Origin of the sequence: Novosphingobium pokkalii (genome assembly GCF_014652855.1) — a bacterium.
GTDB lineage: Bacteria > Pseudomonadota > Alphaproteobacteria > Sphingomonadales > Sphingomonadaceae > Novosphingobium > Novosphingobium pokkalii.
Genome location: NZ_BMZP01000014.1, coordinates 1 through 21,818, shown reverse-complemented (window position 1 = coordinate 21,818; position 21,818 = coordinate 1). Strand labels below are relative to the sequence as shown.

Here is a 21,818-nt window from a genome sequence, read left to right as displayed (position 1 = left end):
GGGCAGGAATGGCCTGCCCGCCCGCCAGGATTTCCCTATCCGGCGCGGCGCAGGCTGTCGCTTTCGCTTTGCGCCAGGATGCGTTCGGCCAGGGCATCGCCCGATAGCCAGGCGCCCTGTACGGTCGGCTCGATCAACCAATCACCGCAGGCCCCCAGGCGCAGCGCCTGGTCCCACAGCGCTATGCTCCCCGTGCCGGAAGGGCGGGCAAAGCGCCAGCGATGGGCGCGGGCCACCAGCGGTTCTGGAAGGGTGGTCTCCGCCAGTTCGGCAAAGGCATCGGCGATCAGGCCGATCGCCGCCTCGGGCGTCAATTCCAGGTGCTGGCGCGACCAGTCCGGGCTGGCCTGGATGACCCAGCAATCGGGCGCGCCTTGCGCCGGGCCCTGGCGCCCCGGCTTGGCCGAGTTGCGCGCCACCCAGGCCAGCGGCCCTTCGCCGCGCCACACGGTCCAGTCCAGCGGCAGCGGTTCGGCCCAGGCCATCATCGCCGTCCAGCACGCCTGAGACGTGCTGCCAGCCGCCGCGCGGGCCATCGGAAAGGCGTGAAGCGACAGCAGCGGCGCGGCCTGCTCGGCCGGGGTGGCCACGATCACTGCGTCGAATGGCCCGCGCCGCTCCCCTTCCAGCACCAGCCACCAGTGCCTGCCATCGTGGACCAGCCCCTTGACCAGGCAATCGAAGGTCACGTCGTGCTGATGCGCCAGGTCGGCCACCAGCGCATTCATTCCTGGCACGCCAACATAGGCATCCGGCCCGGCCGCGGGCCAGGGCGCGGCCACCCCGCGCTGCGCCCAGTCGGCCACCTGCCGGGCGAACCCCGGTGTGGTTGCGGCGCAGAACTGCGCGCCATGATCGAACCGGGCCTGGCCCAGCGGCGTATCGATCCGCCGGGTGGACATGCGCCCACCCGGCCCACGTCCCTTGTCGAATGCGCTTACTTCATGGCCGGCCCCCACCAGCCGGGCGGCGCAGGTCAGGCCTGCCAAACCTGCCCCGATGATCCCGAAATGCACCGTGACCCTCCCCCGCGCGTCAGCCGCGGCCCATCAGCGACATCACCTCGCGGCGCGAACTGGCGTCCTGCAGGAAGCAGCCGAGCATGCGGCTGGTGACCATGCCCACGCCCGGCGTGCACACGCCGCGCCCGGTCATGCAGCCATGCTGCGCCTCGATCACCACGGCCACGCCCTGGGGCTGGAGATGGTCCCAGATGCACTGCGCCACTTCGGCGGTCAGGCGTTCCTGCACCTGAAGGCGCCGGGCATAGCCGTGCAGCACGCGCGCCAGCTTGGAAATGCCCACCACGCGATTGTTGGGCAGATAGGCGATGGAAGCCTTCCCGGTGATCGGCGCCATGTGGTGCTCGCAGTGCGACTGGAACGGAATGTCGCGCAGCAGCACGATCTCGTCATAGCCGCCCACTTCCTCGAACGTGCGGGTCAGGTGCACGCTGGGATCTTCGCGATAGCCCTGGCAATATTCCAGCCAGGCACGGCCGACGCGCGCCGGCGTGTCGATCAGGCCTTCGCGGCTGGGATCCTCGCCGGCAAAGCGCAACAGCGTACGGATGGCTTCCTGCACCTGCTCGGGCACGGCCGGCTTGGCCGGCGGGGCATGGCGTTGCACGGCGCTGTCGGCCGCAGCGTGGCTGTGGCTGGCGTCATTGCAACCATCGTGGCTGTCTTGCGAAGACGCGAAATCGAGAGTGATCAGATTCATGGCGGAATTCTCCGGCCCGGGGAGGCAGCGCGCAAAAGGCGCGTATCTTTGCAAGACCGGGCATGTACTTCGGACTTGCGGTTTGCAGCCCGCCGCTACAACATGACCGAAAGGACACTGGAGCGAAGCGCGCGCCGTGCCACATGAGGAAACATGCTGATATCCGAGATGATAACGGCAAGCCCGGTCGCTGCGGTCATCAGCAACCCCCGCTTGCCCGACAACCCGATCGTGGAATGCAATGCCGCGTTCGAAGCACTGACCGGCTATGAGCGGGACGAGATCATCGGCCGCAACTGCCGCTTTTTGCGCGGCCCGGGCACCGAGCCGGACCTGACCGAAGAGCTGCGCCTGGGCATTCGCGAAGGCCGCCCGGTGCTGGTGGAGATCATCAACTACAAGAAGGACGGCACCCCGTTTCGCAACGCGGTGATGGTCGCGCCGATCTTCGACGCGCAAGGGGAACTGGAATATTTCCTTGGTTCCCAAGTGGATGTGAGTAAGGCGGCAGACCTTGAGGCGGGCAATACGCTGGGCGGTGCGCGGGCGCAGGCAGCGCGCGATGCCGTGGCCCTGCTCTCGCCGCGTCAGCGCGAAATCCTCGTGCACATGGCCGCCGGCAAGCTCAACAAGCAGATCGCCTACGAACTGGGCCTGTCAGAGCGGACGGTGAAGATGCATCGCTCCTCGGTGATCCGCACCCTGGGCGTCCGCACCAGCGCAGACGCCATCCGCGTTGCGGTCGAAGCCGGTCTGTAAATCCCCTCCCGACATGTGTGACGGACGGCACGGCCCTTAAGGGCATGCCGCCCGTATCGCTCCCGTTCAGGCCACGTTCCACGCCTCGGCCGCCATGGCACCGGAAGGCTGCACGACCGGGGCGGTCGGTGCATCGACTGCCAACTGGCGCAAGCGGGCAAGCTGCTCCATCAGGCTGTCTTTCTCTCCGGCCGGCGGGGGCGGGGGCGAGTGGGGTGCGCTCGCATCCTCCACGCCGGAGACCATGCGCGCGATGTCGCCGATGCTCCCGGCCTGCTTCGCTGCGGCTTGCGCCAGATCGTCGACCAGGCTGGACACCGCATTTACTTCCCCCGCGATCTCACGCAGCGCCTCACTGCTGTCCTTCACCACGGCCAAGCCGCCGGTGATCCGTTCGGCGCCGCTGGCCATCACGGTCCTGATATCCTTGGCGGCATCGGCGCTGCGCTGCGCCAGCGCGCGCACCTCGCCGGCGACCAGCGCAAAGCCCGCGCCGGCCTCTCCGGCGCGCGCGGCCTCTACCCCGGCGTTGAGCGCCAGGAGATTGGTCTGGTACGCGATCCCCTCGATCACCGCGACGATCTGCGCCATCATCTGGCTGCTCTGCTCGATCGTACGCATCGCGTCTGCCGCGTCATCGGCAATGGCTTCCACCTTGCCGGCCACCTTGCCCGCCCGGCGCAGGCGATCACTGGCCTGGCGGGTGCTCTCGGCAGTGATTTCCATGATGCCGGTGAACTGGTCGAGCTTGCGCGCCGCCTGCGCCAGCGTCTCGGCCTGGCCATCCGACCGTGCCGACAAATCGAGCGAAGCCGCCGCGATTTCATCGATGCCCAGCTTGATCGTGCGGCAACCAGCGGCGATACGGCCGGGCATTGCCCTGATCTCGCCCGGCAGTGCGGTGTCGCCCATCGGCAGCGGGCCGGTCGTGTCCGATCCGTTGTCGGCCAGGCGATCGAGCGCCGCATCGATGCGCTTTGTCGCCCGCGCAACAAGGAACAGGGCAAGCATCCCGATCGCCACAACGGCCAGAGCGGGCAGCAACGCGGCCGAGACAGGAAAAAGCAGCATGGGGCAGGCTCCAGGCGGAATGGGGCATTGCCCGGAACCTTAGCGCGCGCGCCTTCAGGGATCGGTAACCATGCCCCTGTGGATCATGGCTAGCACGGCATTAACTATGCTGTACGGCGCGGGATTTACCGCCCGCCCCCGGATCGGGCAGGATGCGGGCATGACTGTCCGATTCGCTTCGCTGGCCGGCCGTGTGGCCCTGGGCCTTGCCGCCGCCCACCTCGTCCTGTCGCCGGCCAACGCCGCGCCGGCACGCAAGATCGCCACACGCGCTGCCGCAGCCAAGGCCGCGCCCGCACCGGCTCCCGTGCCCGACGTCGCCACTGTCGCGCTGGTCACCAGCGAGGGCACCATCGTGGTGGAACTGGACGGCAAGCACGCCCCGATCAGCGTGGGCAATTTCCTGCATTACGTGGACAGCAAGCGCTATGACGGCATGACGTTCTACCGCGCCATGCACCTGGAATGGGGGCAGCAACCCAACGGCCTGTTGCAGGGCGGCATCCGCGATGGTGCCAAGCTGTTCAAGCCGGTGGCACACGAACCCACCAGCCAGACCGGCATTCTGCACAAGGCAGGCACGCTCTCGCTGGCCCGGCTGGCACCGGGCACGGCCACGGCGGATTTCTCGATCCTGCTCTCCGACATGCCTGGCCTGGATGCCGATCCGGCCAACGCCGATCCCGATCGGCAACTGGGTTATGCCGCGTTCGGCCACGTCGTTTCGGGCATGGACGTGGTGCGCAAGATCTGGGACATGCCGATCTCGCCCACGCTGGGCGAAGGGCCGATGCGCGGGCAGATGCTGGCCCAGCCGGTCAAAGTGCTCACTGCCCGCCGCGTGGCCAACCCTGCGCCGCCTCCGGCACCCTGATCAGTTGGGGCAGGTCACGGCCGCGCTCTGCCCGCGCCGGAACAGCACCACGCGATAGAAGAATGCATCGCCGCCAAAGCCCTGGTTCGGCCCGGCAACCAGATCGAGCTTGTCGCCCTTGGCCAGGTCCACGGCGACCGGGCCGGGTTGCAGGGTGGTGGTCAGCACGCCCTGCCACACCGCCTTGCCGTTGCGTTGCACGGTCAGGTCCACGCCGTCGCCACTTGCCGTCTTGGCAAAGCAGCCGCGCAGGTCGATCGCCTGGGCCACCGGCGCGGTATAGCGCCATACCGCGCGCAAGGGATTGGCGGCATCACCCGCCGGGGCGGCGCTGGTGGCGTTGATGCGCAAGGGCTTGCTGTACTTGTTGCCGTAATAGCCGGTCCAGGTATCGTCCAGCCAGTCCAGCGCCGTGTCCGTCCCGCCCTTGTTGCGCACGAAATAGCGCCAGGCCGGGCTACTCCAGCCCAGCAGCGTATCGGCCACCACGGCCGAAGCGCCCAGGGTATAGCCCGTGCCGACCAGCACGATCGGCTGGTCCCCGATCGCGGGCGTGGCCAAGGCTGCCCCGGTCGGGCCATAGGCGCGCGTGCCATTGCCCAGTACCAGCCCGCGCGGGCTTCCCCAGATCACCGTGGTATCGCTGCCAAAGCGATAGGCAAACAGCAGCGGATCGCCCAGGTCCAGCCGGGTGGGCGCCCCCTTGGGCAGCACGCTGGCCTGGAGGAAGCGGAACGCGCGGCCCTGGTCCTTGATCGCGCTGCCGGCAAACAGCCCCATCGTGGGAAAGCCGGTCTGGTCGATCAGGGCATACCAGCTTGCCTGGCCCACGCCACTGGCCGCCAGCATCGTCGCCTGCTTGACCAGTTCGCCCGCTGCCGTGCCCTGGTCGGCCGTGGCCAGGCCAAACTCGGTGGCCCACACCGGCACGCGCCGCCCGCTGGCATCCATCGCCGCCCACAACTGGCTCATTTCCGCGTCCAGCCCCTCGGCGCGGTTGCGATAGGGGTGCACGGCGATGCCATCGACTTGCGCCAGCAGCCCGGCGGCAAACAGCGGGCGCAGGAACCCGGTGCCGATCATGTTGGTCGATCCACCCAGCAGCGCCGGGCTGCCCCCCAGCCGCGCCCGCGCGGCGGCCGCGATCCGCACATAGGCGGCCACACTGTCGATCCCCCCGGCAAAGACCATGGCGCGATTGCCGTTGATCTCGTTGCCCAGCTCGATCGCGGCCAGGCACGATCCGAACTTGTCCTTCAGCGCGCCAAGATAGGCGGCAAAGGCGGCGCGCCCTTGCTCCGACGAAACCCACAGGCCGTTGTCGTACAGCGGATTGACCGGAATCTGCGTCAGGATCAGCCGCCGCCCGGCCTGGCACGCCGCCATCAGGTTCTGCGCCGCCGCGCCATTGAGTGCATATTGCCCCTTGCTCGTCTCGCCCGCTGCCCAGGGCAGGGAATCGCGCAACAGCGGCGCCTGCGCCTGCGCCGCCAGATCGTTGACCCCGGCTGGCCAGCCCTGGCTGAAATGCGTTTGCGCCCCCAGCATCAGCGGGCTGCCGGCGGCGGTGGTGGCCTTTGCCGTGGCCACCACCGCCGTGGTCGTGGCCGCGCTGCTGCTGGCAGACAGCGTCACGGCCGCAACCGGCTGGCTGGCCGCCGTCGACGTGGCCGCTTTCCCCGTGGCCAGAATCACCGTCGCCGCCAGTGCCGGCGCGGCCACGATGGCGGCCGTGACCAGCAGCGACTGGCGAAACCGGGTGTTCTTAAAAAGCGCCATGAGCGGCCGTCCTGCAAGTTGCCAGCAAAGGACGGCAGGGATTCGCCGCCCGGTCGGCACAGTCTTGCCGGATTCGTTTAACATGCCCGCTCCAGACGCGGTTGACGCGGGCGTAGTCTTCGTTGCCGGAAAGGTATTGTCCACTAAGGGGAAATACGCAGCCTTGCGTTCTGCACCCATCCGCGTTGCGCTGTTGGCAACCTTGGCGGCCCATGCCAGAACCATTCAGATGTTTGATTCTGATGGAAAGCACTCGCGATGAAAGCTGCCATGTTGCTGGCCTTGGCAATTGCGACGCCAGCCTTGGCACGTTCTTCACCGCCACCCCAAGTCGATGACGCGATGGTTTTGCTGGACGAGGGACATTATCTCGCCGCACAAAAGGTGTTGGCCAAGCTGGCGTTCGACCGGCATGGACGAGTGAAAGACGATTATGCCTATCAGATGTGGCGGCAAGGCAGCGTCATGGTGACGGGCGAACTGCATCTCGCCACGCTGGATAGGGCCCGGCCGACATCGTCGATTGAGCGGGATTGGGTTGCGCGCATACGACGCGCCGTGCCCCGCGACGCCATTGCCGAAATCGTCCGGCGCGCCCGTGACACCCGCATTGTTATCCTGAACGAGGCGCACGACAGCCCGCGCGACCGCATCTTTGCCTTGCAGGTGGCGCGTGCCCTGCGCCCCTTGGGCTATGGGGTGCTGGCGGCCGAGACGTTTGACAACACGCCGGATGGCAAGGCCATGAAGCAACTCAAGCTCGATGGTTTCGTACGCCGCAGCACGGGATTCTATTCGCTGGATCCGGTCTATGCGCGCTTCGTGCGCGAAGCGCTTTCCCTTGGGTACACGCCCGCCGCTTATGAGCAGACCGCAGATCAGGTTGCTCCTCCGGCGGCTGTGGGTGACAGGGAGGCTGGCATCGTGGCGCGGGATCAGGCACAAACGGAAAACCTGCTGGCGCTCATGCAGCGCTTCCCGGGGCAGAAGATGCTGGTCTACGTGGGACATAGTCACGTTGCCAAAGCCCCGATCGATGAATCGGGGGACGGCAAGGCCAAGATCGAATGGATGGCGGCCCGGCTCAAGCGGCTGACCCAGATCGACCCCTTGACGATAGACCAGACCACGGTGTCCGATCTTTATGCCAGCACGCGCCCGGCGCAGGCCGCTGCGGCGCGCTTGATCGGTGATCGGCCCGGTGTGCTGTTCGAGGATGGCCGTCCTCTGGTGCTGGGCCAATATGCCGGCGCCGTCGATCTCCAGGTCATCCACCCGCGGCGTCACTATCGCTTCGGCCGGCCCACTTGGCTTGCAACCTTGGGCGCAAGGCCGGTTGCCGTGCCGGCGGCGCTGAGGCCCTCGCACGGCCGCTGTTTGGTGCAGGCATTTGCCCGCGGCGATTCAGTCGATGCCGTTCCGCTCGACCAAGTATTGGTCGGTCCACATGGTACTGCGCCGGCGCTGATGCTACCCAACGTGCCGGTGCGGTTTACCCGGCAGTGCTGATGGTCTTGCGCGGCTGTCAGCGTGCTCTTGCCTTTCCCGATGCTGGCCTTCCGCAAAGACAAGAGCTTCGATCAAACCCTGCTTGATGCTCTCCAACGCGGTCATGCCGCCCCCTGCATCGCCGCCAGTCCCGCTTCCACCACATCGCCCACGCGCGCGAGATCCTCGGTAGTGATGCAGTAGGGCGGCAGCACATAGACCGTGTTGCCCAGCGGGCGCAGCAGCACGCCGTTGTCGCGGGCAAAGGCCATCAGGTGGGGTGCAAGCGCGGAGAGATAGCCGCCATCAGGCGTCGCGAAATCGACCGCGATGATCGTGCCGCAGCGGCGCGGGTTCTGCGCGCCGGGCAGGGCGGCGAGGCGGTCGAGCAGGGCCTGCTGGTTCCGGCCCAGCGCCTCGATCCGCGCCATGACCGGCTCCTCGCGCCACATCGCCAGGTTCTCTACCGCCGCCGCGCAGGCGATCGGATTCGCGGTATAGCTCGATGAATGGTAGAACAGCCTGGCCCGGTCGGTGGACCAGTGCGCGGCAAAGATCGGCTCCTGCGCCACGGTGACGGCCAGCGGCATCGATCCACCGGTCAGGCCCTTGGCCAGGCACAGGATATCGGGCACCACGCCGGCCTGCTCGCAGGCGAGCAGCGTGCCGGTGCGGCCAAACCCGGTCATCACTTCGTCGGCAATGAACAGCACGCCATGGCGGCGGCAGACCTCCGCCATCGCGGCGAGCACGGCGGGCGGATAGAACAGCATGCCACCCGCGCCCAGCACCAGCGGCTCCACGATCAATGCGGCGGGCTTTTCCCGACACGCCGCTTCCAGCGCCGCGATGGTGTTGCTGCCATCGGCATGCGGAAACGGAATCGTCCCCACGTCGAACAGCAGCGGGGCATAGGCCGCGTTATAGACCCCGCGCTCCCCCACCGACATCGTGCCGATGGTGTCGCCGTGATAGGAATGCTCCATCACCAGGATGCGGTGGCGCGGCTCGCCGGTATTGGCCCAGAACCCCAACGCCATTTTCAGCGCCACTTCCACGCAAGTGCTGCCGCTGTCGGAAAAGAACACGCGGGTCAGCGCTTCGGGCAGCATGGCGACAAGGCCGCGCGCCACGTCCTCGGCCGGCTGGTGCGTCCATCCGGCAAAGATCACCTGGTCCAGCTTTTCGGTCTGCGCGCGGATTGCGGCCATGATGCGCGGGTTGTTGTGCCCGTGCGTCGTCACCCACCATGACGAGATCGCATCGATCACGCGGCTGCCGTCCTCCAGGATCAGCGCCGCACCCTCGCCGCGCGCCACCTTGGGGATCGGCAGGCCCATGCCATGCTGCCAGAACGGATGCCAGACAGGCGATTGGCTCACGCGAAATCCTCCTGCGCAAAGCCGCGCGCAAAGGCGGCAGCCAGCGTTTCGGGCGTCAGCGGGTCGAGCCGGTCGAGCCGGCCCAGCCGTCGCACTTTGCCCATCGCCGCAATCGTCTGCTCATTGTCGTCGTTCGCCGCACCGACGAACGCGATGCCATGGATCGGCACGCCGCGCGCGCGCAGCGCCTCCACGGTCAGCAGGCTGTGGTTGATCGTGCCAAGCCCCGTGCGCGCCACGATGATGACCGGCAGGTTCCACCAGGCAAAGAGATCGGCATAGAGCGTGTTGCGCGTGATCGGCACCAGCGCGCCGCCCGCGCCTTCCACCACCAGCGGATCCAGATCGGGCGGAGACAGTCGCGCCGGATCGATCTGGATGCCGTCCAGTTCGGCCGCGCGGTGGGGCGAGAGCGGCTCGGTCAGGCGATAGGCTTCGGGCAGCACCCGTTCCGGCGGCAGTTGCGCCAGGCTGGCCACGGCATCGCGGTCTGCCCCGTCATCCAGGCCCGATTGCACCGGCTTCCAGTAATGCGCGCGCAGGGCGCCGGCCAGTGCGGCACTGAACACGGTCTTGCCGATGCCGGTGTCGGTTCCGGTCACCACGAAACGGGGCATGTCAGAGAACCTCCTTGAGCGTGGCCGCCAGCGCATCCACATCGGCGGGCGTGGCGTTGAGCGTCAATGAAATGCGCAACCGGCTGGTGCCGGCCGGCACGGTGGGCGGGCGAATGCCGCGAATGTCGAACCCGGCCTGTTGCAGGCGCGCCGCCACGGCCATGGTGCGGGCATCCTCGCCCAGGATCAGCGGCATGACCTGGCTGCCGCTCACGCTCGCGCCCAGCGGGCCGAGCGCCTGCGCGGCATGATCGATCAGCGCGGCCAGCTTCGCCCGCCGTTCCGGCTCGTCGGCGCAAAGGCGCAGGGCTTCGCGCACGGCGCTGGCCATCAAGGGGCTGGGCGCGGTGGAAAAGATGAACGGTCGGCCCCGGTTGACCAGGAAATCGCGCACCACGCGCGGCCCACAGACCAGCGCCCCTTCGCAGCCCAGCGCCTTGCCGCACGTGCGCAGCACGACCACGTCGGGCCGCCCATCCAGATGCGCGGCCAGCCCGCGGCCATCCGGGCCGAACACGCCGGTGGCATGAGCCTCGTCGATCACCAGGATGGCGCCATGGCGCTCGGCCACCGTGACCAGGTCATCCAGCGGCGCGCGATCGCCATCCATGGAATAGAGGCTTTCGACGCAGAGCCACAGCCGCCCCGTGTTGCCGGCCGCGCGCCATGCACGGGCCAGGCTGTCGAACGCATCGGCATCGTTGTGCGCGGCCATGGCGGTCTGCGCGCGGGTCAGCCGCAGCCCTTCGTGGACCGAGGCGTGGATCAGGTCGTCGCAGATCACCAGGTCGCCGCGCTGGGGCAGGGTGCTGATCAGCGCCACGTTGCCGGCATAGCCCGCGCTGAACCACAGCGCGCTTTCGCAGCGGAAGAACGCGGCGGCTTGGGCCTCCAGCGCCTCGTGCTCGGGATCGTTGCCGCGCAGCAGGCGCGATCCGCCCGATCCCACCGCCACGCCGCGCGCCAGGGCATCGGCCACCGCCTGGCGCAGGCGCGGCGATTGCGCCAGGCCCAGGTAATCGTTGCTGGCAAAATCCACGCCCTGTCGCGGGGCAAGGCGGCGCAGCCGGGCGCGCTCTTCCAAAGCCGCCAGATCGGCGGACTGGGCCTGCCACAGTTGCGTGGCGTTAATGCTGGCCACGAGATCAGGCCGCGCAGCCGCCCGAGCAGCCGCCCACGGCCTTCATCGCCCGCAGCGGTTCCTCGCCTTCCATGGGCTTCAAACCCAGGCGCGCGAACATCGCCGCGTCGCTGTCGTCGCCGGCATTGGGCGCGGTCAGCAGCTTGTCGCCGGTGAAGATCGAGTTGGCCCCGGCCAGGAAGCACAGCGCCTGCGTCGCCTCGCTCATGCTTTCGCGGCCGGCCGAAAGCCGCACCATCGACAGCGGCATGGTGATCCGCGCCACCGCCACGGTGCGGACGAATTCGATGTCGTCGATCTTGGCCATCGGCGTGTCGGCCAGCATGTCGCCCAGCACCGTGCCCTTGACCGGCACCAGCGCGTTGACCGGTACGCTCTCGGGGTGCTGCTCCAGCGTGGCCAGCGCATGGACAAAGCCGACGCGATCGGCGCGGGTCTCGCCCATGCCGACGATGCCACCAGAACAGACGTTGATCCCCGCCTCGCGCACCACGCTCAGGGTATCGAGCCGGTCCTGGAACGTGCGGGTGGTGATCACCTCGTTATAGCGTTCGGGCGAGGTGTCGATGTTGTGGTTGTAGTAATCCAGGCCCGCTTCGGCCAGTTGCGCGGCTTGGCTTGGCGTCAGCATGCCCAGCGTCATGCAGGTTTCCATGCCCATCTCGCGCACGCCCTTCACCATCTGCACGATGGCGCCCATGTCGCGGTCCTTGGGATTGCGCCAGGCCGCGCCCATGCAGAAGCGCTTGGAGCCGGCGTCGCGCGCCTGGGCGGCCGATTGCAGCACGGCCTGCACGTCCATCAGCTTGCTCGCCGCCACGCCGCTGTCGGCCTTCACGCTCTGCGAGCAATAGCCGCAGTCTTCCGGGCAGCCGCCGGTCTTGATCGACAGCAGCGTGCACAGTTGCACTTCACCGGCGCGGTGATGGTCGCGGTGCACGGCGGCAGCGCGGAACACCAGCTCGGTGAACGGCAGGTCGAACAGCGCGGCGATCTCCTCGCGGCTCCAGTCGGTGCGCACCGCCGGGTTGGTGGCGGGGGCTTCGAGCATGGCAAGGTCGGACATCGGGCGACTCCGTTCGGATTGGACGGTTGAGAACACGGTTTAATCGTGCCCTTAGTCAATGTCCGCGGGCAGGGGAAGGCCCGCCGTTGCACGGGTTGAAAGCCGGCGCCGGGCCAGGTTCATTTGCGGATTGGTAACGCCATGGGATTATGGCCAAAGACGTTGGCGTTACAAAGGAATGGAACGGGCGTGCAGGGCAACGGGGTGTTTTCGCAAAAAATCGGGGTTGTCGGGCTGGGCTATGTCGGCCTGCCGCTGGCCATTGCCTTTGCCCGCAAGTTCGCCGTGGTCGGCTTCGATGTCAGCGCCCATCGCATCGCCACCTTGCGCGCGCACCATGATTACACCGGCGAAGTTTCGGCCGAAGACCTCGCCGCCTCCAGCCTGGTGGTGACCGACGAGGCCGCCGCGCTCGGCGATTGCCCGGTGATCATCGTCACCGTGCCCACGCCGGTCGACGAAAGCCGCCGTCCGGATTTCACGCCGGTGCGCATGGCCTGCGAAACGCTGGGCAAGGTGATCCGCCCGGGCACGGTGATCGTGTTCGAATCGACCGTCTATCCCGGCGCCACCGAGGAAGTCTGCGCCCCGGTGATCGAAGCCGTCTCGGGCCTCAAGGCCGGGGTCGATTTCAAGCTCGGCTACAGTCCGGAGCGGATCAATCCCGGCGACAAGGAGCATCCCTTCGAAAAGATCGTCAAGGTCGTCGCCGGGGAAGACACCGAAACGCTCGATCTGCTGGCCGATCTCTATGGCGCCGTGGTCGAGGCGGGAATCCACAAGGCCAGCTCGATCAAGGTGGCCGAAGCGGCCAAGGTGATCGAGAACACCCAACGCGACATCAACATCGCCCTGATGAACGAGATTTCCAAGATCTGCGATCTCGTAGGCATCCGCACCAGCGAAGTCCTCGCTGCGGCTGGCACCAAGTGGAATTTCCTGCGCTTCTACCCCGGCCTGGTCGGCGGCCACTGCATCGGCGTCGATCCCTATTATCTCACGGCCAAGGCGGAGCAACTGGGCTATCACCCCCAGGTGATCCTGGCTGGCCGGCGCATCAACGATGGCATGGGCGCCTATATCGCGCAGCGCACGGTCAAGATGCTGGCCGGCGCAGGCTGCGCGCTCAAGACGGCGCGCGTGGGCATCCTCGGCCTCACCTTCAAGGAAAACGTGCCAGACATCCGCAATTCCAAGGTGGAAGACATCTGGCGCGAACTGCGGGATTTCGGCATCGAACCGCTGATCCACGATCCCTTGGCCGAACCGGCCGCCGCAGAGCACGAATTTGGCATCAGCCTCAGCCCGCTTGAGGCCTTTGCCGATCTCGACGCAGTGATCTACGCCGTGTCGCACCGTGAATATGCTGCGCTCGGCGGCCCCGCGATCGCCGCGATGCTGCGCCCGGGCGGGGTACTGGTGGACGTGAAGTCCGCGCTCACGCCACAAGCGCTTCCGGCCGGGGTGCAATACTGGAGCTTGTGACCGGCGCCGCCGGCCAAAGCGCGGGTGCGCCACGAACCGTTACCGCCCCGGTGGCCTCTGCCGGCACCGGCGGAATCGCCCGGCCCAGGCCCGTGGCGCTGCCCGGCACCACGCGGCGATAAAAGCTGCCGTTGATCAGGGCCTGGCGGTGCATCGCGGTTTCCAGTGCCTGCCACAGCGCCGGATCGGGCGTCGCCAGCCGCGCTTCGTGCCAGAAGCGATGCAGCGGGCCTTGATGGGTCAGGCCCGGCAGATCGTAGAACGCACGGCCCAGCGTCTTGGTGGCGCGCCCTTGCGCCAGTGCGCTCAGCCCGACAGTGCTGTTGATCGTGACCACGCCCCGGCAATGCTGCAACAACAGCGGGGTGGGCTGGTCATGCAGGTAGAGCACCCGTCCGGTGCAGCCATGGCATGCCGCCTCGTCGGCGATCATGGCGCGATAATCGCGGTGGCCGCGATCGAGCGGATGGTGCTTGATCACCAGCAGGCAATTGGGCGGCGCATGGCGCGCGAAAGAGGCGATCGTGCTGGCGATGAACCCGCCCACGCCACCGGCCTGCGCATGGTGCAGCACCTGCGAATCGTTGTGGACCTGCAAGGGCACCAGAAACCAGCGCCCGCTGTCCGGCCCGGTCAGGCGCGGCAGCAGCGCGCGTTGTGCGCGGGCACGGCGCGGCTTGCGCCAGGCCGAGCGCAGCCAGGGTAGCGCCTCTGCCAGTTGCAGCGGACGGTGATGGACATAGTAGGGAAAGCGCCAAGCCAGCAGCGCGCCGATGGCGAAATAGAGCGTGGCCCAGAACGCCATGCGCCAGAATGTGGGCGGCACCGGCACCGGTACCGGCGGTGTTGGCGCCGCCAGCGCGCCAGGTTCGCTGCACAACACCTCTTGCGCCGTCCGGGACAGCGCGCTGTTGGCATTGACCCCGCCCCACTCGAAGGTCACGTGGTCGGGCCGCAGATAGCCTTCCTCGAACACGCCCACGGGCACCCCATGCCGCTGACATACCGCGCGCGCCGCCTGGTGCACCGGGCGGCAATCGCCGAACACCAGTACGCAATCGATCCGCCACGTGGCCAGGCGTGTCTCCAGCCAGGCCGGCCATTCGTCCATGGGCCCGCGCCAGGTCACGCCGCCAGGGTAAAAGAGCTGGTCCCCGGCATGAAAGTTTACTTTCCACACCATCGCGCCCGCGCGGCGCAGATCCCGCGCGAGGCGCGCAAAGAACGGCCCCACCGGCCCTTGCAACAGCAAGACCCGGCGGCCGGCATAGCTGGCCCAGCCATCGCTCTGTCCCGCCGCTTCGGCCTGCTTCGTGCCGGTCATTGCCTGTTTCCGATTCCCTTGTGGTGCAGCCCCGGCAGGCTGCGCCCGATCCCCGCGCGTAACCAGCGGGGAAACAACCGTTTCGCAGCTAGTGCCCGGCGCCAGCGGGGCATTCTGGTGGATCATACCCCGGCAACGGCGGTCACTTGCGCCAGCCCCCGGTGCCAGGTGTGGTGCGCGGCCACGTGCGCCGCCCCGGCGCGTGCGCGCTCCAGGTCTTGCGCTGTGGGGCCGTGGCGCAGCCGCGCAAACAGATCCTGCGCCTGCGCGCCATCGCGCACGACATGGCAAAACGGGGCAAACAGGGCATCGACAGAGCGCGCGGCAGAGGTCACCGCCACGCCGCCGCAGGCCAGGATTTCCACCAGCCGGCGCGAGAACATCGTGGCCGAATCGGTCACCGTGTTGACGTTCAACGAGACGAGGTTTTCCTTGTAGATACGGGCCGTTTCGGCGTGGGCCACCGCCGGCTGCACAGTCAGCCCGGCCCTGGATGGATAGCGATAGATGCCCGATGGCCGATCGGAATTGCGGTCATAGACGGTCAGGCCCAGCCCGCTTTCCAGTGCCGCCGCAAAGGCCATGTCCTGCCAGGCGCGCCGTGCCGGGTGCACGTGGGTGGAATAGCTGCCCACGAAATTGGCCCGGTTGCGGGCAAAGGCAAAGCCGGTGAAGCGATGATAGGCCGGCTGCACCGGGAACGGCAGCACATGGACAGAGGCATCGGCCCCCATCGCAGTGCGATAGCGCGACAGGCAATTGGCATCGACGGTAAAGACATGGTCAAACAGCCGCGCACTGGCCACGAAGCGATGGAAATGGACGCCATCCTCCTTGTTCCAGAACACGGTGGGAATGCCCAGATCGCGCGCCACCTGGACCAGCGCGCGCAACCGCCGGTTGGAGCGCAGCCAATGGCCGGGATAGCTGGCCACGCGATACTTCCAGGTCTGCGCCCACCCGTTCCAGGTGCTTTCCACCAGCAGCATGTCCGGCCGTGCCTGGGTCAGCAGGCGGTGAAAGCCCCGGGCCGTGGCCAGCCCCGGCACGTCCACGATGCGGCATTCCGGGGCGAGGCACGCGCGGGTCAGTTCGTCTGCCACCAGGGCAACTTTCAGCGCGGCAAAGGCCCCGGTCGGCGGCCCAGCGATCACGGCAGGGTCCGTCCGTTGTCGAGCAGGAAGCGCGGCGCACTGGCACTGCCCGGCGGGCACCACGGCCTCGCCACGCGCGATCCGCGCACGATCACGCGGCGGTCTGTCGGCAGGTTGCCGAAGTCGTTTCCGGTCACGAAGATGCCGGTCGAAGGGCATTCGCCCCCCGCCTTGGTGCATTCGTCGGTGCGCGCCATGTCGCAGAACCATTCCTCGATCGCCGGCGCCGCGTCGGCGTCGCGGAAGTGATTGCCCGTAATCGTTGCCCCGCCGGATGCGTCGCGCAGCTTGATCGCGCTGCCGCAGAAATCCTGGAACGTGTTGCCCTCGATCCGCGCGCCGGTAGAGTGGCTGGCCAGATAGATCGCGTGCAGGCCCCCGCACTTGTCGCGCGGGGTGTTGCGGATGGTGTGGAAGAACACGTTGCGCACCACGGTATCCTGCGCGTTGACCAGGCGGATCGCGGCGGTGGACGGCTTGGCCCCGTTCGTCGTGTCGCTGCCGATCTGCGCCAGCACCAGGTTTTCCAGCACCGTCCCCCGGTTGAACGCGGCCTGATCGTTGCGATTGCCGTTGAGCGTGATCGCCGTGGCATAGCGCGCGATGCGCAAGCCGCGCAGGATCAATCCGGTGTCCTGCCCTTCCGCGCCGCGATAGCGCAGCCAGGTGCCGCTGCCGTCTCCGGCAAACGTGGGATAGGCGGCCGGATCGCTGCCTTGCCCGGTCACGGTCAGGCGGCCGTGCAGGCGCCGCCCATCCAGGTCCACGCTCTGCCCACGATAGAGGCCGGGCAGCACGACCACGCGGGTATCCTCGCCTGCCGGCGCCTGCTGAGCGCGCGCCACGGCCGCAGCCAGCGTCGCCAGCGGCGCCTGCTGGCTGCGTCCATCGGCCTGGTCGCTGCCCCCCGGCGCCAGATAGAGCGTGGCGCCGGGCGCGGCGATCGGCACCAGCAGGCCCGGCGCCAGCACGCCCAGCGCGGCAAAGCGAAACCGATTCATGCCGCCTGTGCCTCGGCCAGGGGCAGGCGCAGCGCCAGCGCGGTGCCGAACCGCGTGTTGTAAGCGCCGATCGCATCGTCCAGCCGACCGGCATGACGGCGCAGCCCGGCATGGTCTTCGGCCGAAAGCACTTTGGGCCGGGCGCTGCCGGTGGCGCGCTCGGTGGCGTTGCGGTTGTCGGTGCCGGCCACGATCCTGGCCAGCGCCTCTGGCGCAACGGCCACGTCCAGCGGGCCGAACAGATGCTGCCCCAGCCACGCGGGCTTGTCCGGCGCAGCGATGAAGGCATCGAGGTCCAGCGCATGGATGTCCACCGCCAGTCCTTCCACCGCCGGCGCCTCGGCGATGGCGCGGGCCTGGTCCAGGCTGTCGCAGTAGCGCGTCACGAACTGGTCCAGGCTGTCGGAAAACCACGGCATGGCCTTGAGCGACAGCCAGCAGTCGGCCGGGTTGCGGATGCAGTGCAGCCAGTGCAGCGTGGCGAACGCCGGGCGGACGATGGCAGTGATCGCCGCGCTCTGGCGCTCAATCTGCGGGCACTTAAACCCGTGCAGGTCGGCCCCCGGCTTGCTGATCCGCCGCGCCTTGGACAGCAGGGTGAACAGATCGATCACGCCCTGCGCGCGCTTTTGCCGGTAATAGTTGGCGGCATAGCCACTGGCATAGGCGCGGTCCCCGGCATCCAGCGTGGCGCGGATCGTGTTGACCAGCCCGCTGCGGATCTCGCCTTGCAGGCACAGGCGCGGATGGGCGTTGAGGAAATCGGCAAACTGCCGGGTACCGCAACGCGGCATGCCGCACAGCACGGTAAAGGCTTGCAGCGGCGGGCGGACAGGCAATGACACGGCTGGGGAAATCCTTGGCTGGCGGGGCATTACAGGGTTTCGGCGACCCGGCTTTCGTCGCAGATCGCTTCGGGCGTGCGCGCGTGGGGTTGCGGGGCAAAGGCGCTGGCCAAAGCGCCGGTGAAGAAATGGCGCATCACCAGATCCACGCCCATGGCGTTCACCGTGCGCAAGTCGGGGTTGAAGAACAGGCCCCGGCTGGGATGCCCGGTGATGATCTCGTAGCTGGGGAAATAGGCGATGTCGGCATGGTCGGCGGCGAGGTCGCCCGCCACTGCGCGTAGCACCGATTTGGAATAGACCGTGGCGGGCAGCACGTGCCCCTCGCTCGCCGTCGCCACCAGCGGCACTGGCGAAACCGTCAGCAACAGCCGCGCGGTGGGGTTCACTTCTTTCACCAGTGCCCAGAAGGCGGCCATGTCGGCCAGCACCTCGCCATGGCGCAAGTTGCGAAAGGCATGCAGGTCAGGGTCGAAACTGCCGGCCAGGGTGCCCGGCGCGGTGGGATAGACCGTGCCATCGGCCTGGCTTTCCCAGCATTCGGTCAGCCCCAGGGTGAAGACGAGGACATCCATGGTTTCCAGCATGGTGCGCACCGCGCCCAGATGCAGCCGGCGGGCCAGCAGCACGGTTTCGGGGGTGGCATGGCCCGCCGGGTCCACTGCCGGGCGCAGCGCATCGTAAAAGCGGCCTTCGCGTTCCCACACGGCGTCTACCGGGCGCCGCCGGCCCAGCGCTTCCTGTGCCAGTTGCAGCATCTGCCGCGCGGTATAGACATTGCCATAGCGGCACGAAAACACGCCATAGCCAAACCGGCGCGCCTCGGCCGCATCGGCAAAGACCGGCGGCGGTGGCTCGCAATCCAGGAAATGCGCCCCGCGCGCGGCCAGGGCATTGCCGATATGCTGGGCAAAGCAACTGCCCGCCGTGGCGATGCGATCCTCGGGAGACAGGGCAATCGGGTCCCACAGGTCGGCCATGTCGGCCAGGTGGCGCTGCGCCACCGCGCCAGACCAGAACGCGCGCGGTTCGCGTCCGCGATAGGGATTGCGCATCAGGCAGCCTCCTTGGCCGTCACAGGGGATGAGGTCTTCGCTTGCGCCTGGCGCACCAGCCAGGCTTCCAGCCGGGCGCTGGTCGCCGCGTCCTCCGCAACGGGGGCGGCAGCGGCCTTGTCCCGCTGCGGTGCCATGTCGGGCACCGGCGCGGCCCGGCGGCGCAGTGCGTGCCAGGTGTCGAGCAGATCGGCCGGCGTCGTGGTCGGGCTGATCACCGCCGCGCGCAACCAGTCGGCATAGGCCTCGCGCGGCAGGCCGTGGCCGTGCAGCCCGTGAAAGTCGCTGTGGAACAGCACGCGATCGGCCTGCGCCAGCCCGGCGATCGCGGCAGCAAAGGGCAGCATGTGCGCGCGGCGATGATGCTTGTCGCCCAGCGACTGGATATAGACCACCAGGTTGCGAAAGCCCGCGCCATAGAGCGCGTTGCAATCGGCCAGCGTCACTCCGTCGAGATCGGCATTGTCGGCCAGGTCCGGCCAGCAGGCCTGGCGATAGGCTGCCACCAGTGGCGCGTGATAGCGGGCGATGCGCGTCTGCGGGTTGCCCACCACGGCGATCGATCCGGGCATGGCATGCGATTGTGCCAGCGCGGCAAATCCCCCGCCCGACGTGCCGAAAAAGATCGTCCGCTCGATGCTCCAGGCCTTGACCATTTCGGCAAAGGCCCGCCGCAACAGGGCGGGCGTATCGAAACCCTGGTGACCGGCAAACCAGGCGATACCGAAATCGCCCGGCACCTGGAGCGAGGGATCGCTCACCGCCACTTGCGTGCAATCGGCCAGATCGGGATTGAAGCCGTTGAACACGCCGCGCTGGCGCCGCGCCGGATCGGCTGCGCCGTGCAGCGTCACCAGCATGCGCGTGGCCCCCGGCACCAGGCGCACGCGGAACTGGATCGGCAGGCTGTCCAGCCCGCGCGGCTGGAGCATGGTCTGCGTCGCCACGTTGAACCGGTTGTCGCCCGGCGCCAGGGTGGCAAGCTTGCGGCGCAAGTTGCGCACGAACGTGGTCATGCTGGTCATTCGGCAGCCTCCGGCACGAGAAGCGGATCATCCTGCGCCAGCCAGGGATGCAGCAGCCTTGCCGCCGTCTCGCCCGCCCCGCGCCAGGTGCGCGCGTCGCGCACCCAGGCGCGGCCCTGCCGGCCCAGCCGCGCGCGCAGCCCGGGCTCGTCGATCAGCCGCGCCAGCGTTTGCGCCAGGCTCCCGGCATCGCCCTTGGCAAAGGCCAGGCCGGTCTGCCCATCGGCGATCATCTCGGCCAGCGCGCGCACATCGGAAACCACCACGGCCTTTTCCATGGCCAGCGCTTCCAGCGGTTTCATCGGCGAAACCATCTCGCACACCGGCCAGGGCTTGCGCGGGAAAGGGCAGATATCGATCAACGAATACCAGCTTTCCACCTCGTCATGCGGCACGCGGCCCGGCATGATCAGCCAGTCGGCAAAGCCCCCCGCCTCGGCGATCGCGGCAATGGCCTCGGTGATCGGCCCGCGCTCGGTGCCGCTGGTGTTCTCGCTGCCCACCAGCAACAGCCGGAATTCGCGCCGCTGCGCTTTCAGCCGGGCACAGGCTATGGCCAGATCGTCCAGCCCTTCGTAATCCACAAAGGTGCCGACATAGCCGATCACCGGCACGTCTCCCGGAATGCCCAGCGCCTGCGCCCGCTGCGCATCGCGTGGACGCGGGGCGAACCGCGCCGGGTCGCAGGAATTGGGCAGCAGCGCGATACTTTCGCGCGTCACGCCGCGCGCCACCAGTTCCTCGGCCATCGGCCCGGTCAGGGTAAAGACCTGGTCGGCCGCCTGGGCAATCGCCGCTTCCAGCCGTTCCTGCACCTGATAGGCAGGCGTCTCGCGATAGCTTTCCTCGCGAGACATCTTCGTCACTTCCCAGAATCCGCGCACTTCATAGGCAAAGGGAATGCCCAGCCGCCGTGCCGCGATCAGCGCGGGCAGCGCCACCAGATGGTTGGATGCGGCCATCACCAGCGCCGGGCGCAACGCGCGATAGCGCTGTTCCAGCGCCCGCGCGGCGGCGGGAACATAGTGGACATAGCGCATGTTGGTGCGCGCGGGGGCAGGGGTGCGAAGATAGGGCACCCCGTCGATCACCTCGGCTTCGGGCACGTCAGTCTCGGCCAGCTCGGCCACCGCATCATGGGGAAACCCGGGCCGCGTCATCGCCATCAGGTCGATCCCTGCGGCGATCAGCCCGCTCGCCAGGCCATGGGTGCGCGTGGCATAGCCGCCGGTCGCATAAGGCAGGCTGTTGTGCAGCATATAGCACACCCGGCCTGGCACCGGCGCCAGCACGCGCGGGCGGCGCGGGGCGATCAGGTGCAGCAGGTCAAGCTGCCCGGCCAGGCCCTGGCCCAGCCGCTCGATCCGGGTCAGGGCGGCGCGATCGGTGCGCGCTTCGGGATGATGCTGCATCTCCAGCATCCATTGCGCGCAAAGCGCAAATGCCCCCGCGCGTTGCGCCGCGGCATAGGCGCCGGCCAGCGTGCCCAGCCCCCGGTCCAGCGCCACGGCTTCCTCTGCGGCCAGGCGTTCGGCGGGCAGGTGGCCATGCTCGCCCGCTGCCTTGCCCAGCCGCAACCACTCGCGGGCGGCCTGCGCGCCATCGGCAAAGGCGGTTGCCGCCATGGCCGCGCGGGCGGGCGCGGCATCGCCTTGGCCCAGCGCGGCGATCAGCCGGTCGGCCTCGGGCACGATCCAGCCGGTATCGGGTTCGGCCATCTCGGCATCCGCGTCCTGCGCGTCCACGTCGCGGCTCGGCAAGGTCTGGACCACAGCCTGGGCGATGGCGTTCCATTCGCGGTTGCCGTGGGCATGCTGGCGCGCGGCTTGTCCCAGGCGGCGGGCACGGTCCGGGTCGGTGGCGAGCACGGCCAGGGCACGGGCCAGGTCGGCAGCATCGCCGGGGGTGAAGAACAGGGCTGTCTGCCCCTCCTGCGCTTCGGCACGGAACACCGGCAGGTCGGGCACGACGGCGGGCAGGCCCAGGGCCATGGCCTCGACCAGCTTGATCGGCGGAACCAGTTCGGTCAC

Annotated in this window: 19 protein-coding genes; 4 read left to right on the top strand and 15 right to left on the bottom strand. The window is 68.2% G+C overall.

Features of this window, described 5'->3' with window-relative positions; all coding sequences use genetic code 11:
* Window positions 1–35: 35 nt before the first annotated feature.
* Window positions 36–1,016 carry an NAD(P)/FAD-dependent oxidoreductase gene (locus IE191_RS14335; RefSeq protein ID WP_191325068.1) on the bottom strand — a complete coding sequence of 327 codons (981 nt, stop codon included), beginning with the start codon at window positions 1,014–1,016 and terminating at the stop codon, window positions 36–38.
* Between the two features lie 19 nt (window positions 1,017–1,035).
* The gene (gene folE / locus IE191_RS14330) at window positions 1,036–1,722 is read right to left on the bottom strand and encodes a GTP cyclohydrolase I FolE (protein WP_191325067.1); all 687 of its coding nucleotides are present in this window, start codon (window positions 1,720–1,722) and stop codon (window positions 1,036–1,038) included.
* Between the two features lie 153 nt (window positions 1,723–1,875).
* On the opposite strand from folE, the gene IE191_RS14325 reads away from it, so the two are divergent.
* On the top strand, window positions 1,876–2,481 hold the full coding sequence (locus IE191_RS14325) for a PAS domain-containing protein (protein WP_191325066.1): 606 nt from the start codon (window positions 1,876–1,878) through the stop codon (window positions 2,479–2,481).
* 66 nt (window positions 2,482–2,547) lie between these two features.
* On the opposite strand, the gene IE191_RS14320 is transcribed toward IE191_RS14325, so the two are convergent.
* Window positions 2,548–3,552, bottom strand: coding sequence for a methyl-accepting chemotaxis protein (locus tag IE191_RS14320; RefSeq protein ID WP_191325065.1), 1,005 nt, complete (start codon window positions 3,550–3,552; stop codon window positions 2,548–2,550).
* A gap of 160 nt (window positions 3,553–3,712) precedes the next feature.
* On the opposite strand from IE191_RS14320, the gene IE191_RS14315 reads away from it, so the two are divergent.
* Window positions 3,713–4,426 carry a peptidylprolyl isomerase gene (locus IE191_RS14315; protein ID WP_191325064.1) on the top strand — a complete coding sequence of 238 codons (714 nt, stop codon included), beginning with the start codon at window positions 3,713–3,715 and terminating at the stop codon, window positions 4,424–4,426.
* On the opposite strand, the gene IE191_RS14310 is transcribed toward IE191_RS14315, so the two are convergent.
* A complete protein-coding gene (locus IE191_RS14310; RefSeq protein ID WP_191325063.1) occupies window positions 4,427–6,205 on the bottom strand; it encodes a glycosyl hydrolase in 1,779 nt (592 codons plus the stop codon).
* Window positions 6,206–6,463: 258 nt separating this feature from the next.
* On the opposite strand from IE191_RS14310, the gene IE191_RS14305 reads away from it, so the two are divergent.
* A complete protein-coding gene (locus IE191_RS14305) occupies window positions 6,464–7,714 on the top strand; it encodes a TraB/GumN family protein (RefSeq protein ID WP_191325062.1) in 1,251 nt (416 codons plus the stop codon).
* 101 nt (window positions 7,715–7,815) lie between these two features.
* Here the strand turns inward: IE191_RS14305 and IE191_RS14300 are convergent, their stop codons facing one another.
* From IE191_RS14300 to bioB, 4 genes are read right to left on the bottom strand one after another with little or no spacing between them, the layout of a single operon-like run.
* On the bottom strand, window positions 7,816–9,075 hold the full coding sequence (locus IE191_RS14300; RefSeq protein ID WP_191325061.1) for an adenosylmethionine--8-amino-7-oxononanoate transaminase: 1,260 nt from the start codon (window positions 9,073–9,075) through the stop codon (window positions 7,816–7,818).
* Window positions 9,072–9,692, bottom strand: a complete 621-nt coding sequence (gene bioD, locus IE191_RS14295; protein WP_191325060.1) for a dethiobiotin synthase — start codon at window positions 9,690–9,692, stop codon at window positions 9,072–9,074. The genes IE191_RS14300 and bioD overlap by 4 nt, the downstream gene beginning before the upstream one ends.
* 1 nt (window position 9,693) lies before the next feature.
* A complete protein-coding gene (locus IE191_RS14290; RefSeq protein ID WP_191325059.1) occupies window positions 9,694–10,833 on the bottom strand; it encodes an 8-amino-7-oxononanoate synthase in 1,140 nt (379 codons plus the stop codon).
* Window positions 10,834–10,837: 4 nt separating this feature from the next.
* On the bottom strand, window positions 10,838–11,899 hold the full coding sequence (bioB, locus tag IE191_RS14285) for a biotin synthase BioB (RefSeq protein ID WP_229815399.1): 1,062 nt from the start codon (window positions 11,897–11,899) through the stop codon (window positions 10,838–10,840).
* Between the two features lie 204 nt (window positions 11,900–12,103).
* Here bioB and IE191_RS14280 point away from each other — a divergent pair, with 204 nt between their 5' ends.
* Window positions 12,104–13,384 (top strand): nucleotide sugar dehydrogenase, encoded by a 1,281-nt coding sequence (locus IE191_RS14280; RefSeq protein WP_229815398.1) that lies wholly within the window; start codon window positions 12,104–12,106, stop codon window positions 13,382–13,384.
* Here IE191_RS14280 and IE191_RS14275 read toward each other — a convergent pair.
* The 7 genes from IE191_RS14275 to IE191_RS14250 all read right to left on the bottom strand — a co-directional run.
* Window positions 13,338–14,708 (bottom strand): capsule polysaccharide biogenesis protein, encoded by a 1,371-nt coding sequence (locus IE191_RS14275; protein WP_191325057.1) that lies wholly within the window; start codon window positions 14,706–14,708, stop codon window positions 13,338–13,340. The two genes, IE191_RS14280 and IE191_RS14275, sit on opposite strands and share 47 nt — an antisense overlap.
* 122 nt (window positions 14,709–14,830) lie before the next feature.
* Window positions 14,831–15,862 (bottom strand): CgeB family protein, encoded by a 1,032-nt coding sequence (locus IE191_RS14270; RefSeq protein ID WP_229815397.1) that lies wholly within the window; start codon window positions 15,860–15,862, stop codon window positions 14,831–14,833.
* A complete protein-coding gene (locus tag IE191_RS21070; protein ID WP_229815396.1) occupies window positions 15,859–16,863 on the bottom strand; it encodes a right-handed parallel beta-helix repeat-containing protein in 1,005 nt (334 codons plus the stop codon). Before IE191_RS21070 ends, IE191_RS14270 begins: the two co-directional genes overlap by 4 nt.
* Window positions 16,860–17,708, bottom strand: coding sequence for a hypothetical protein (locus IE191_RS14265; protein WP_191325055.1), 849 nt, complete (start codon window positions 17,706–17,708; stop codon window positions 16,860–16,862). Before IE191_RS14265 ends, IE191_RS21070 begins: the two co-directional genes overlap by 4 nt.
* A 29-nt stretch (window positions 17,709–17,737) precedes the next feature.
* A complete protein-coding gene (locus tag IE191_RS14260; protein WP_191325054.1) occupies window positions 17,738–18,763 on the bottom strand; it encodes a GSCFA domain-containing protein in 1,026 nt (341 codons plus the stop codon).
* Entirely contained in the window at window positions 18,763–19,788 is a 1,026-nt protein-coding gene (locus IE191_RS14255) for a hypothetical protein (RefSeq protein WP_191325053.1), read from the bottom strand. Before IE191_RS14255 ends, IE191_RS14260 begins: the two co-directional genes overlap by 1 nt.
* A partial coding sequence (locus tag IE191_RS14250) for a glycosyltransferase (protein WP_191325052.1) occupies window positions 19,785–21,818 on the bottom strand: 2,034 nt, incomplete at its 5' end. The genes IE191_RS14250 and IE191_RS14255, both read right to left, overlap by 4 nt.